Genomic DNA, 13,883 nt, shown 5'->3' with positions numbered 1-13,883 from the left:
TCAGGCGCCGGCGATCGGCTGCAGGCCCGGCACTTCGCGCACGCCGAAACCGGGCGCGCTGCCGAGGGTGATTTCCGCCTCGTTGAACACGGTGTCGCCGATCACCGGATCCTGCAGGCAGAGCGAGGGGCCGTCGAGGTCGATCTTGCTGATCACCTGCGATTTCGCCGCCGCCAGATGCGCGGCCGCCGCCACGCTCACCGAAGACTCCAGCATGCAGCCCATCATGCAGTCGATGCCGTGGATGGCGGCGATGTCGGCGATCTGGATCGCGCCCGACAGCCCGCCGGTCTTCATCAATTTGATGTTGATGATGTCGGCGGCGCGCATGCGGATCAGCTCGATCACCTCACCCGGCCCGAAGACCGATTCATCCGCCATCACCGGCGTGTGCACGCGTTCGGTGACGAATTTCAGTCCGGCCAGGTCGCGCGCCTTCACCGGCTGCTCGACCAGCTCCAGATGCACGCCGGCGTCTTCCAGCTGCTGCAGCGCGAACACCGCCTGCTTGGCGGTCCAGCCCTGGTTGGCGTCGAGCCGCAGCAGGGCACGGCCCTCTACCGCCGCGTGGATGGCGCGGACGCGTTCGATGTCCACGCCGATGTCCTTGCCGACCTTGATCTTGAGCGCCGAGAAGCCGCGTTCCACTGCCGTGATCGAATCCGCCACCATCTTGTCGATGTAGTCCACGCTGATGGTGATGTCGGTGCTGACCACCGGGTCGCCGCCGCCGAGCAGCTGGTAGGTGGGCGCGCCGTAGAGCTGGCCGAACAGGTCGTACAGCGCGATCTCCACCGCCGCCTTGGCACTGGTGTTGCGTTCCAGCGCCGACTGCACCAGCGCGATGTTGCGGTTGTGGTCGGCGACGTCGCGGCCGATCAGCTTGGGCCCGATGTAATGGCGGATGGCATCGGTGATCGAGCCATGGGTGTCGCCGGTGATGACGGCGGTGGCCGGCGCGCCGCCCCAGCCCGACGCGCCGTCATCGGTGCGCAGCCGCACGATGATGTCCTCGACATGGCCCACGCTGCGCAGCGCGGTCTTGAACGGCGTCTTGAGCGGCACGCGCAGCAGGCCGAGCTCGATGGCGGTGATCTTCATTGGATTCCCCGGTGTAACGAATCAGCGACGCATGCGCTGGATGCTGTAGATCTTGTCGACGTAGAGAGCGTCCTCGCCCGACTTGATCGGTTCGAGCGGCGTCACCGACACGGCGTTGAGCGGATAGTGCGCGACGTTGCCCGAGGCATCGGCATAGCGCACGCCGGGCGTGTCGTGGATGACGTAGGTGAGGCCGTTCTCGTGGCCCACCACCATCATCACGTGGCCGGGGATGTAGACCAGATCGCCGGGCTGCAGGGTCTTGAGCATCGCCAAACGGTCGTCGCGCGACATGGATTCCGGCACCGGCAGCGTGTTGAAGGCGGGGCTCTTGCCCTGGTCGCTGGTGTTGCGCGGCATCTTCACCCCGAAGCCGGAATACACCTCGGACACGAAGCCCGAGCAGTCACGCGCGTCGTAGCTGTGGCCCCAGCCGTAGCGTTCGCCGAGGAACTTGAAGCCCTGCGTCAGCACGCCACGCGGCGTCAGCGGCAGGTACTGCGTCGAGACATCGGCCGACTTCGGCAGCAGGGCGGCGGAGAGGGTCAGGCGGCCCCCGGCATCGCGCACCGGCAGTTCGATGACATGCGCGCCTGCCGGCAGCTGGCCATTGACCGGTTTGTCATCGGGCCAATCGGCGAGCAGCGGGACGCGCGTGCCCATGTCCAGCGACAGGCGCGACAGCTGCGGCTGTTCCGGCGTGTACACGGTTTCCACGCGGGTGCCGGTCACCAGCAGCCACGGCTCGCGCGTGGCGTAAGCGAACACATCGGCGGCGCTGCCAAGCGCGAGGTGATCGCGGCGCATCCACGCGGCATAGCGCGGCGACAGCACGAACACCCAGTCACGGTCGCGGCTCTCGTGCAGCACGCGCACCGGCGTGCCCGGGAACAGCGCGCTTTCCTGGAAGCGGTCGATGTCGGTATCACCGGCACGGCTGAAGACGCGCGTCGCGGTCGGGAAGCTGCGCAGGTCCGCGCGGCGGGTGACCAGGGCAGGGCGGGCCTCCACGCTGGCCGGCACCGCATCCAGCGCGGCATCGCGCAGCCAGCCATCGAGCGTGGCGGCGGGGATCTGTTTTCCCTTGATGTCGTAGCGCGGGTTGGTCGGCAGCTTGGAGAGCTTCGCGATCATCGCGCGCACCTCGCTGCCGGGCATGCGATCGGGCGCGGCGGCCACATCGTGCACGCTCGGGTCTTCGGCCAGCAGGCGGCCGTTCTGCGCGGCGACGGCGGCCGCATCCAGCATCGGCCTGTCGGGGGCGGCGGCGCGCGCGATCCAGTGCGCGGCGGTCTGTTGCGCACTGTCCACATAGGGGATGACGGGCCGTGCGGCCTGCGCATCGGCCACGGCCTGCGGACGCGTCGGCGTACCGGCGCACCCGGCCACAACGAGGCCGATCAGCAGGCCCGCGGCTGCGTGGCGGATCAAAGCGGGATGGCGCAGCGTCATGGCCTTCGCCCCACGGTTGGAATAGCTATTTTTATATCACGCATTTTCGGAATAATTTATTGACCACGTGTGACCTGCGTGCTACACAACGTCATGGGTGGGGGAGGCAAGGCATGCGCGGCAAGGGCGGCGGAACGGCGGTGATGGGCATGGTCGGCGTGATGCTGGCCGGCGTCACCGGGTCTGTCGCAGCGCAGCCAGCGACGACTACCGACCCGGTTGCTGAAGTCCGTGCCCTGGCCGATGCCGGCCGTTTCAGCGACGCGAATGCCCGCATCGATGCCCTGTTGCCCGGCGCGAACAGCGCCCAGCGCACGTCGCTCGAATGGGAACGTGAGCGCATGCGCCGGGTGCGGATCGATTTCTCGCTGGACCGCGCCGGTGCCTGGCAGCGCGTGCAGAAGCAGATTCCCGACCTCGACGCCCGCGAGTTCGCGGTCTGGGACCGGCAGGGCCTGATGGAGGCGATGGAGATCGATGGCGAGCGCCGCTGGTTCGGTCGTGCGCCGTCCAACCTGTTCCGCCTGAGTGCCGAGGCGCGTGCGCGTCGTGCCGAGCAGACGCCGTTCCGCGAAGGCCCGATGGAAAGCCTCAACGACGTGCAGCGTTCGATCCGCGCCGATGCCTTGGCATCCGGCAAGGTCAACGGATTGCAGCCGATGCGCGTGCGGGTGAAGCAGGGCATCACGGTCGAGGCCGATGCGGTGCCTGCCGGCGAAACCGTGCGTGCGTGGATTCCGTGGCCGCGCGATATCCCCGGCCAGCAACGCGACATCAAGCTGCTGTCGTCCAGCCCGGTGAAGGCGGACATAGCGCCGGCCGCCACGTTGCAGCGCACCGCCTATATGGAAGCGAAGGCCCGCAAGGGCGCGCCGACCGAGTTCGCCATCGAATACGAAGTGACGTTGATGGCGCAGTACCACCCCATCGACCCCGACCAGGTGCAGCCGATACCGCGCGAACAATCGCTCGCGCCGTTCCTGGCCGAACGGGCGCCGCATGTGGTCTTCAGCGACGACCTGCGCGCGTTCTCGAAATCGGTCGTGGGCGATGAGAAGAGCCCGTATCGCATCGCGCAGAAACTGTTCGCGGCGGTTGACCGCATCCCGTGGGCGGGCGCGCTGGAATATTCGACCATCCGCAACATCAGCGATTACGCGTTGAAGGCGGGCCACGCCGACTGCGGCCAGCAGACCCTGCTGCTGATCACCCTGCTGCGCATGAACGGCATCCCGGCGCGCTGGCAGTCCGGCATGGTGTTCGGCGCCGACGGCTACGACAACCTGCACGACTGGGGCATGGTCTATCTCGCGCCCTATGGCTGGGTGCCGATGGATGTCACCACCGGCCGCTTCGCCACCCAGGAAGCCGGCTTGGAATGGTTCTACCTGGGCGGGCTGGACAACTGGCGCATCGCCTTCAACGACGACTGGAGCCGGGACTTCGTGCCGGCCAAGCACCACGTGCGCTCGGAAACCGTCGACCTGCAGCGCGGCGAGGTCGAGTGGAAGGGCGGCAACCTGTATTTCGACCAGTGGGATTACCACTTCACCGCCACCGTGCTGCCGGCATCCGCCGGTGTCGCGATGGCCCATCAATCGGCAGCGGGAGGGTAGGGCAATGAGGAAGATGAAGCGTTCTGCATTGGCGGTGATGGTGGGCGCATGCCTGCTTTCGATGTCGGCGGGACCGGTGCTGGCGCAGAGCGCTACCGGCGCGATCGCCGGCCGGGCCAACCCCGGCGCGCAGGTGACCATCACCCAGCCTGCCACCGGCTACAGCCGCACCGTGACGGCGGGTTCGGACGGCAGCTATCGACTGGCGCAGCTGCCGGTCGGTGATTACCGCGTCGAAGCCTCGGGCAAGGCGCTCGACGCCAATGTCTCGCTGGGCGGCACCACCACGGTGAACCTGGCCGGCACCGCGAGCGGCGGCAGCCTGGACACCGTGCAGGTGGTCGGCTCGCGCGTGGTCAACCGTGTCGACGTGCACTCCATCGAGACCGCGACCAACGTCAGCCGCGAGGAACTGGCGCGCATCCCGGTGGACCAGACGCTGAGTTCGGTCGCGCTGCTGGCGCCGGGCGTCATCGGCGGCAACTCATCGTTCGGCGGCATCTCCTTCGGCGGCTCGTCGGTGGCCGAGAACTCGGTCTTCATCAACGGCCTCAACGTCACCGACTTCTACCGGCGCCAGAGCTTCTCGACCGCGCCGTTCGCGTTCTTCCAGGAATTCCAGGTCAAGACCGGCGGTTATTCGGTGGAGTTCGGGCGCAGCACCGGCGGTGTGATCAACGCGGTCACGCGCGCGGGCAGCAACGAATTCCACGGCGGCATCGAGGTGACCGTCGAGCCCAATGCCTGGCGTTCGAAGGCGGATGACCACCATTTCGTCGATGCGGTGACGCAGACCAATGGCAGCGTGGTCAACAACCCGGTCGACTACTACGCGAGCTTCGACCGCAACTCCTTCGCCAAGGCCAACGTCTGGGGTTCGGGCCCGATCATCCGCGACAAGCTGTTCGTGTTCGCGATGTACGAGTTGCGCGACGGCAATACCTGGAACACCAACACCAGCGGCAGCAGCTGGTTCGAGTCACAGTCCAACAACGGCTTCTGGGGCGCGAAGGTCGACTGGAACATCACCAACGACCATCGTTTGGAGTTATTGGCATTTTCCGATGAAGGCGAAAGCAACACCGATGTTTACGGCTTCAATGTTGCGACTGGAAATCGGACCGGCCTCACTGGTTTGAGCGCAGGGGAAAGTGGGGGCAAGAACGGGTCAATTACCTATACAGGCCACTTCGGGGACAACTTTGTCGCGAAGGCGATGTATGGCATCAATCGATCAAAATCTATCAGCAAAGCACCCGTGCATGATCAGCTATGCGATTTTGTCGTGATCAACAGTAGTTACAACACCGCATATGGGGCGATGGGGCGTCCACCTGTTACATGCCATCCCAATGGTTCGATGGTTGATCACAACGACGAACGCAAGGTTGGGCGCTTGGACTTCGAGTGGACACTCGGCGACCACAATCTTCGCTTCGGGTTGGATCGGGAGGTCATGACGACAGATCGTCGGACTTCATATCCGGGAACGGGCGTGACATGGACCGTCTATGGGGCCGCTGCCAATACATTGCTCAGCAACGGCAGCCGCACTCCTGCAGGCACCAATTCTTACGTGATGGGAAGGCTGCGTGCGGATGGTGGCACGTTTGAGACCACAGCCAACGCTTGGTACATCGAAGACAACTGGAATGTGACCCCTGATTTTTTGCTCAATCTCGGGGTGCGTGTCGACAACTTCAACAACAAGACGGCAGTAGGTTCCAGCTTCATCAAGATCGACAATCTGATTTCTCCCCGTCTTGGGTTCTCATGGGATACCAAGGGCGACGGTCGGCACAAGCTTTTCGGTAATGTGGGTCGCTACTTCCTGCCTGTTCCCAGCATCATCAACTACACATTTGCAGGTGGCCTGACGGACGAGCGCAGCTATTACGTGCTCAACGGATGGGCGCCGAAGGTGAACCCGGTAACTGGTGCTACTTACATGGCGCCCGTGCTGGGTGCTCAGATCGGGCCGACTGACACCTCGAACAACATCTCGGTGGCCGATCTCCGGCGGAGTGCGGACCGGGATCTGGATGCGGTGCATCAGGATGAGGCGATTCTGGGCTTCCAATCAGTCATCGACAATGCATGGTCGTGGGGCGTCAATGCGACCTATCGCCGAATGGCGAATGCCATGGATGACATGCGCATCAATTACACACCCTGCGGTCCCACGGTGGATCTTGATCGAAACGGCACTGCAGTGACCCTGTTCCCGATCGTCAATCCCGGCGAGGCGCTCACCATATGGGGCGATCGAAAAATTGGCTGTACCGCTGAAGGCTGGATCACCATCGACACTGCGACCAGTGGCTACAGGAAAGCCGGTAGCGGGGAGGTGGTGGGTTATCCCAAGCCGAAGCGCATCTACAAGGCGGTTGAGGTCCAGATTGATCGCGCTTGGGATGAGAAATGGGCGTTAAATGCGTCCTATCTATGGTCGAAATCTGAGGGTAACTTTGAAGGGCCGGTGAACTCCGACACCGGATACAGCGACACCGGTATGGTTCAGCACTGGGATCACCCTGCGACGAATGCAGCTTACGGCCCCTTGTTCAATGATCACCGTCATCAGGTCAAGCTTCGCGGCACGTATGCCTTCAACAAGGCATGGAGCGTAGGTGGCACGCTGACCGCACTCTCAGGCGGGCCCATCACGGCAATGGGCGTGGCCTGGCCCAATGATTCCTTCGCAGTGGGTAATTTCAGCAACGAAGGTCTGGGTGGTGGTTCGAATTGGATCTGCGTGCAGAACTGCACTGGAACGTATGCACAAAGAGTGTTCGAGTTCAGTCCGCGCGGCGGGCATGGCCGGATGCCGTGGACTTACAACCTCGGTGCCAACGTGACCTGGAGCATGCCGTTGGGCAACTCCGAACTTAAGGCGAGATTCTCCGTATTCAATCTGCTCAACAACCAGGAAGTGATCAACGTGCGTTCGCGTTATGAGCGTGAACCTGGCGTCTACCGCACCACCTTCGCCACAGGCACCCGCTGGCAGTCGCCGCGTTACGCGCAGCTGGTGGTGAGCTGGAACTTCTGACGGTGCAGTCTTTCGTTCGTCGCCTGTGCCTGGCGGCGGGGCCGGTTGTGGCGCTGGCCCTGTCGCCCTCCCTCCCGGCGCAGGCGGCGGACGAATCTTCCTTCTACGATGCGCAGCTGGATGCGGCCATCGCGCGCTACAAGTTGCCGGGCCTCGCGGTCGGCGTGGTGAAGGATGGCGAGGTCGTCTATCGCGGTTTCCGTGGCGAACTGGAAACCGGCAGCGGCCGCAAGGTGGATGGCGACACGCTGTTCAAGATCGCCTCCAACAGCAAGGCGATGACCGCGGCGATGCTCGGTCGCCTCGTCGACCAGGGCAAACTGGAATGGGACGACCCGGTGGTGCGTCACCTGCCGGATTTCCGCATGCACGAGGACTGGATCACCCGCGAGATCCAGGTCCGCGACCTCCTCATCCACAACAGCGGCCTGCCGGCCGGCGCCGGCGACCTGATGCTCTGGCCGGAGCCCAACGCCTTCAACCGCGCCGACGTGCTGCACGGCATGCGCTACCTCAAGCCGAAATGGAGCTTCCGCTCGCGCTACGCCTACGACAACACGCTCTACATCGTGGCCGGCGAGGTGGCGGCGAAGGCGGGCAGTGCGTCGTATGAAACATTGATGCAGCGCGAACTGTTCGCGCCGCTCGGGTTGGGGCGATGCCGCGTCGGCGAATTCCGTCGCGATGGCGTGGGCAACATCGCCCAGCCGCACCGCCTGCGCGAAGGGCATTACGAAGTCGTCAACCGCGATGGCGACACCATCCCGGTCAGCACCATGGCCGCGGCCGGCGGCGTGCGCTGCGGGCTGGACGACATGCTGAAGTGGGCGTCGATGTGGCTTGCGCCGCACAAGGTCGGCCTGCAGGTCGATGGCAAGCCCTGGCTCTCCGATGCGCAGCGCGAGGCCGCGTGGTCCGCGCAGCAGCCGATGCCGCTGTCGTCGCGCATGAAGCGCTGGGATGACAGTCACTTCAGCGCTTATGGCTATGGCTGGCGCCTGTCGGATGTCGATGGCACCCAGCGCGTCGCCCACACCGGCACCTTGAGCGGCATGTATTCCGCGCTCACCCTGCTGCCGGAAAAGAGCATCGGCATCGTCGTGCTGATCAATGGCGATGCCGACGAAGCACGCACCGTGCTGATGCAGGCGCTGACCAAGCACGCCACCGCGCCAGCCCACAATCCCGGCGTGGACGGCTATGCCGCGCTGCTCGCGGAGGAACGCGCACAGGCGGAAGCGAAGACGCCTTCCAAGATCCCGGATACCTCGGACCGCAAGCCGGCCACGCGCGCGCAGCTCGGTCGCGCGGTGGGCGTGTGGCGCGACCCGTGGTTCGGCGAGGTGGCGATCTGCCCGCGTGCCGGCGCCGTGCATTTCAGCGCCGCCAAATCACCACGTCTCGTCGGCCAGGTCATGGCGAGCCGCCACGGCTGGCTGGTCGATTGGGAAGGCGATGCCGCCAGCGAAGCCTGGCTGCGGCTCACGCCCGGCAAGGACGGGCATCTGCACATGGCCAAGCTCGACCCGGACGGCGACTTCAGCGACGACTTCGAGGACCTCGATTTCCAGCGCACGGGCGATTGCCCGGCGGGTTGAGCTTCAGCCCAGGATCGTCGCGAAGCGTGGTGCCAGCAGCGCCTGCCGCCAACCCTTGAGCGCATCCGGCCACTCACCGGTTTCCATCAGCGCCTCCAGCCAGCGGCGCGAGGCGATGACGCCTTCGGGGATGTAGTGTTCGCGGGCAACGTCGGCCACCGCATTCTGCAGGCGCTTGAGCTTCTGCTTGTCGAGGTCGGCATCGCGGCGCACCGGCGGCATCGTGGCCTCGTCGTCGAGTGGCGTCTGCAGCGCGTCCCACAGTTCGCGGGCCAGCTTGCGCGGCGACTTCGGCGTGGCATCCAGCAGGGTGCGCAGGGCGGCGAAATCCGCCGGGGGCTTCAGGGCCAGTTGCAGCGCCAGCGGCTGGTCGATGACCCAGTTCTTCGGCAGGTCGCGTTCGCGCGCGGTGTGTTCGCGCCAGCGCATCAGCCGCAGCAGGCGGGCTTGGGAAGCCGCATCGAAATCCTGCGCCGGGCGCACGCCCAGGTGCGGCCACGGGTCGGGGGTGTCGTCGGCGGCATTGCGCAGGGTGCGTTCGGCATCCTCGCGCAGCCATTCGCCGCGCCCGAGTGCCGCCAGCTTCGCGGACAGGTGGTCGTGCAGCGCGGCGAGGTGCAGCACGTCATCCGCGGCGTATTCGCATTGCGAGGCGGTCAGCGGGCGGCGCAGCCAGTCGGAGCGCGTTTCGCCCTTTTCCAGCGCCACATCCAATACCGCCTGCACCAGTTTCTGGTAGCCCAGGCCCGGGCCCAATCCGCACAGCGCGGCGGCGGCCTGGGTGTCGAACATCGGCGCCGGCAACGCGCCGCAGGTGTGGCCGAACGCGACCAGGTCCTCGCTCGGGCTGTGCATCAGCTTGAGCACGCGCTCGTCGCGCAGCAGGCCGGCGATCACCTCGGGCATGGCGGGCACGGTCGGATCGACCAGCAGCGTGCGCTCGCCGATCGCGATCTGCACCAGCGCCAGCACCGGCCACCAGGTGCGCTCGCGGACGAATTCGGTATCCAGACCGACGCGGTCGGGCAGGTCGGCGAGATGCCCACGGAGGGTGTCGGGCTGGTCGATCCAGATGAAAGTCACGCGATGTTCGGCTGTCGGAAAGGCGGACAACGATACCCTAGGCGGATGCCGCGACTCGCGCCCCCGCTGCTGTTGCTTGCCCTGCTGCTCGCCGCGTGCGGTGGCGATGACGCGCCGCCCGCGCCCGAGGCCGGCTCCATCGAGGCCCGCCTGCGCCGTGGTCTGGTGAGCATCAGTGGCGATGAAACGCCGCAATATCCGCTGAACTGGAACGCGCCGCGGCCCGCTGCCGACGCGCCGCTGCCGGAACTGCGCCGCCATGCGGCCACCGCGTTGAAGGCCGGGCATCTGTATGAGGATGCCGAAGCCGCCATCCCGCTCTATCTCGCCATCCTCGAACGCGAACCGGCCGACGAGGCCGCGCATACGGGGCTCGATGCCGCGCGCATCGCGCTGTACGGGCAGGGCGAATCCGCGCTCGACGCCGCGCATGTCGATCTCGCACGCGCGCATGCCATCGCCGCGGTCGCGCGCACGCTGTCGCCCGATGCGCCGGAAACGCAGGCCTATCTGGCCAAGGTGGATGCCGCCGACCGTCTGCAGGCGCTGCTGGAGCATGGCGAAACCGAACTGGCTGCGGGCCGGCTGGGCGAAGACGGCATCGGGGCCGCCACCGCCTTCCGCGAAGTGCTGCGCAACCGCCCCGGTGACGCGCGGGCGTTGCAGGGCATGGCGGCGATCCAGCGCGTGATGATCGAACGCGCGATGCAGGCCGTCACCGTCGATGATTTCGATGCCGCCAACACCTGGCTGGACGATGCCGCCAAGCTGCATCCCGCCGATGCCTCGCCCATCGCCGGCGCGCGGCATCGCCTTGCCCTGCGGCGCGAGGCGCGGGTGGCGCGGGTCTATGCCGACACCTTGCGCAAGCTGGAAACGCCGGGCGCGTTCGGCGCGTTGAAGGCGGCCGCGGGCGACATCGACCACCTGCGCGCGATCGCGCGTCCGGGCGACCGGCGCATCGCCATCGCCGAAGCCAAGCTGCAGCAGGCCACGCGCTACGGCACGCACCGGCCGGGCCAGCGCTTCAGCGATGCGTTGAAGGCAGGCGGGCAGGGGCCGGAGATGGCCGTCATCCCGCATGGCGCCTTCATGATGGGCGCGCCGGAGAAGGAAGCGGGCTCAAGCAAGGCCGAGTGGCCGCAGCATCGCGTCACCTTCCAGCGCGGTTTCGCGATGGCGCGTACCGAGGTGACGGTCGCGCAGTTCGCGCGATTCGCCGAATCCACCGGCCATGCCACCCGCGCCCAGCGGCGGGGCTATTCGGTGGTGTATGACGAACGCAGCGGCAACTTCGTGCTGCGCAACGACATCACCTGGAAGAACGATTACGTCGGCCGTGCCGCGCGTCCGGACATGCCGGTGCTGCATGTCGATGTGCGCGATGCCGAGGCCTACGCCGAATGGCTGTCCGCGCAGACCGGCCAGCCCTACCGCCTGCCGCACGAGGCGGAGTTCGAATACGCGCTGCGTGCGGGTGGCCAGACGCGCTACCCGTGGGGCGATGGCAAGCCGCCGCGCGGCGCCGGCAACCTGACCGGCAGCCTGGACCGTTCGCCTGGCGGGCGGCGCTGGGGCAATGCCTTCGTAGGCTATGGCGATGGCTACTGGGGCCCGGCGCCGGTGGGTCGCGACAAGGTCAACGCCTTCGGCCTGCATGGCATGGCCGGCAACGTGGGTGAGTGGACGGTGGACTGCTGGCACCAGGGCTACCGGCGTGCCCCGGCCGATGGCGGCGCCTGGTCCAACCCCGGTTGCCGCAGCCGGGTGGTGCGTGGCGGCACCTGGTCGAGCGCGCCGGCGCAGGCGCGTTCCGCGTGGCGGATGGCGCAGGCGCATGACGTCACCAATGCCCGTACCGGCTTCCGCGTGGTGCGCGACCTGTAGTCGATACCGGCGGCCACCCGTGACGGTGTAGGGTAGGCGCGCGGGATCGCATGGGGGTTTCACAGGGCCGTCGTGCGGCACCCGATTCAATAGCCGGCGTCCCCGCGTGACCGCGACCGGGCCGCTTCCAAGGAGAGTGCCAGCATGCGCCAGAACCCGACCCAAGACCCGTATGGCCAGCCGCGTCGCCGCGGTTTCGGCTTCAGCCCGCGCCTGCTGATCCTGGCGGCGTTCGCGATCTACGGCCTGTACTACTACGTCAGCAACCGCACCGTGGATCCCTACACCGGCGAGAAAGTGCTGATCGACAAGAACATCGACGCCGCGCAGGAAGAGGCGCTCGGCCTGCAGGCCTTCCAGGAAGTGCTGCAGCAGGAGCAGCCGGTCGATCCCAATTCGCAGATCTCGCAGCAGATCCGCACCATCGCCACCCGCCTGGTCGACAAGATCGACGAGGTCGAAGGTGCGCTGGCACAGGAACACGGCATCCAGGCCGGCAACTTCGCCAAGGACTTCAAGTGGCAGGTGGTCGTGCTGAACTCGCCGCAGGCCAATGCCTTCGCGCTGCCGGGCGGCAAGATGGCCGTCTATACCGGGCTGGTGCCGATCGCGCAGAACGCCGACGGCATGGCGGTGGTGATGGGCCACGAAATCGCCCACGCGCTGATGCGCCACGGCGCGCAGCGCATGAGCCGCGGCAAGCTGGAACAGGTGGCGCAGATGGGCGCGGCGGTCGGCGGCATCGACCCCGGCATCCAGCAGGCGGTGTTCAGCGCCTATGGCGTGACCTCGCAGCTGCCGTATGCCCGCGCGCACGAAAGCAGCGCCGATGAAGTGGGCCTGATGCTGATGGCCGCCGCCTGCTTCAACCCCGACGAAGCCGTGCCGCTGTGGGAGCGCATGGCCGCGCAGGCCGGCGGCAATTCCGGTCCGGAATTCGCCTCCACCCACCCCAGCCCGGAAAGCCGCATCGAGCACCTGCGTTCGCTGCTCCCCAAGGCGCACGAGTTCCGCCAGCGCTTCTGCACCGACAAGCCGGCAGCGGCGGCGACCGGCGCCTTCTGAAGTCCATCGCAGTCCGGAAACGGAAAACGGGCCGAAAGGCCCGTTTTCTGTGGGTCGCGATGTGGCTTCGGCTTGGCGTCAAAGCCCCTTGAGCAGCGAGCCCAGCACCAGCATCCCGAAGCCGACCGTCATCATCCAGAACGCATACGGCGCGGCCGGCGGGAAATAGCCGAGCTTGCCGGCCAGCGCCAGCAGGCCGATCAGCAGCGCGATGAACCAGGTCGCGAAGGCGGGCGGGGTGAGCTTCATGAAAGATCCTTGCGTCTTGTACGGAATCAGAAACTGATGAAGAGGCCGCCGTTCACCGGCAGGTTGGCGCCGGTGATGAAGCCGGCATCCTCGGCGGCGAGGAACTGCACGGCGCGGGCGATTTCATGCGGCTGGCCGAGCCGGCCCACCGGCACCTTCGCCACGATCTGCGCGCGGATCACCTCGTCCATACCCATGACCAGCGCGGTTTCGCAGTAGCCGGGCGACACCGAATTGACCGTCACGCCCTTGGCCGCGACTTCGCGCGCCAAGGCCATGGTGAAGCCGTGCATGCCGGCCTTGGCGGCGGAATAGTTGGCCTGCCCGAACTGGCCGGTCTGGCCGTTCACCGAGCTGATGTTGACGATGCGCCCGAAGCCGCGCGCCACCATGCCGTCGATGACGTGGCGGGTCAGGTTGAACACGCCGTCCAGGTTGACGTTCATCACCGCGTCCCACTGCGTCTTGTCCATCTTGCGCAGGGTGGTGTCGCGGGTGATCCCGGCCGCGTTGACCAGGATGTCGATGCCGCCGTGCTGCGCGGCCATCGCCTCGGCAAAGGCGGCGCAGGCGCCGAAATCGGTGACGTCGAGCGGGTGGAAGGAAGCATCGGTGCCGGCCATCGCCGCCTCGAACGCCTCGATGCGCTCCGGCGCGCCGCCCAGGTCCACCGCGACCACGCGGCGCCCGGCGTCATGCAGGCTGCGGCAGATCGCCGTGCCCAGGCCGCCCAAGCCGCCCGTCACCACCGCCAGCCGACGGTGGCTGTCCCCCGTCATC

Annotated in this window: 10 protein-coding genes; 5 read left to right on the top strand and 5 right to left on the bottom strand. The window is 66.6% G+C overall.

Annotated elements, in window-relative coordinates:
* The gene (locus tag DCD74_RS05530) at window positions 1–1,101 is read right to left on the bottom strand and encodes a dipeptide epimerase (RefSeq protein WP_112926441.1); all 1,101 of its coding nucleotides are present in this window, start codon (window positions 1,099–1,101) and stop codon (window positions 1–3) included.
* Window positions 1,102–1,122: 21 nt separating this feature from the next.
* Window positions 1,123–2,553: a C40 family peptidase gene (locus DCD74_RS05525; protein WP_112926440.1), complete on the bottom strand. Its 1,431-nt coding sequence runs from the start codon at window positions 2,551–2,553 to the stop codon at window positions 1,123–1,125.
* A 113-nt stretch (window positions 2,554–2,666) separates the two neighbouring features.
* Between DCD74_RS05525 and DCD74_RS05520 the strand changes: the two genes are divergently transcribed.
* Genes DCD74_RS05520 through DCD74_RS05510 form a run of 3 tightly spaced genes read left to right on the top strand, consistent with a single transcriptional unit; the run spans window position 2,667 to window position 8,819 of the window.
* Entirely contained in the window at window positions 2,667–4,169 is a 1,503-nt protein-coding gene (locus tag DCD74_RS05520; protein WP_112926439.1) for a transglutaminase-like domain-containing protein, read from the top strand.
* Between the two features lie 4 nt (window positions 4,170–4,173).
* A complete protein-coding gene (locus DCD74_RS05515; RefSeq protein ID WP_237049663.1) occupies window positions 4,174–7,221 on the top strand; it encodes a TonB-dependent receptor in 3,048 nt (1,015 codons plus the stop codon).
* A 2-nt stretch (window positions 7,222–7,223) separates the two neighbouring features.
* Window positions 7,224–8,819: a serine hydrolase domain-containing protein gene (locus tag DCD74_RS05510; RefSeq protein WP_174887961.1), complete on the top strand. Its 1,596-nt coding sequence runs from the start codon at window positions 7,224–7,226 to the stop codon at window positions 8,817–8,819.
* A 3-nt stretch (window positions 8,820–8,822) separates the two neighbouring features.
* On the opposite strand, the gene rnd is transcribed toward DCD74_RS05510, so the two are convergent.
* Window positions 8,823–9,902, bottom strand: coding sequence for a ribonuclease D (gene rnd, locus DCD74_RS05505; RefSeq protein WP_407072214.1), 1,080 nt, complete (start codon window positions 9,900–9,902; stop codon window positions 8,823–8,825).
* Window positions 9,903–9,947: 45 nt separating this feature from the next.
* Between rnd and DCD74_RS05500 the strand changes: the two genes are divergently transcribed.
* Window positions 9,948–11,789, top strand: coding sequence for a formylglycine-generating enzyme family protein (locus DCD74_RS05500; protein ID WP_112926437.1), 1,842 nt, complete (start codon window positions 9,948–9,950; stop codon window positions 11,787–11,789).
* Between the two features lie 144 nt (window positions 11,790–11,933).
* Window positions 11,934–12,854 carry a M48 family metallopeptidase gene (locus DCD74_RS05495; RefSeq protein WP_112926436.1) on the top strand — a complete coding sequence of 307 codons (921 nt, stop codon included), beginning with the start codon at window positions 11,934–11,936 and terminating at the stop codon, window positions 12,852–12,854.
* 78 nt (window positions 12,855–12,932) lie between these two features.
* On the opposite strand, the gene DCD74_RS12650 is transcribed toward DCD74_RS05495, so the two are convergent.
* Both DCD74_RS12650 and phbB read right to left on the bottom strand, forming a co-directional pair.
* Window positions 12,933–13,103, bottom strand: a complete 171-nt coding sequence (locus tag DCD74_RS12650) for a hypothetical protein (protein WP_162615915.1) — start codon at window positions 13,101–13,103, stop codon at window positions 12,933–12,935.
* 26 nt (window positions 13,104–13,129) lie between these two features.
* Complete coding sequence (phbB, locus tag DCD74_RS05490; protein ID WP_112927682.1) at window positions 13,130–13,882, bottom strand: acetoacetyl-CoA reductase; 753 nt, start codon at window positions 13,880–13,882, stop codon at window positions 13,130–13,132.
* Window position 13,883 lies beyond the last annotated feature (1 nt).

This window comes from Lysobacter oculi, assembly GCF_003293695.1.
Classification (GTDB): Bacteria; Pseudomonadota; Gammaproteobacteria; order Xanthomonadales; family Xanthomonadaceae; genus Solilutibacter; species Solilutibacter oculi.
The sequence above is the reverse complement of the archived record's forward strand: the minus strand, read 5'-3'. Positions and strand labels throughout refer to the sequence as shown.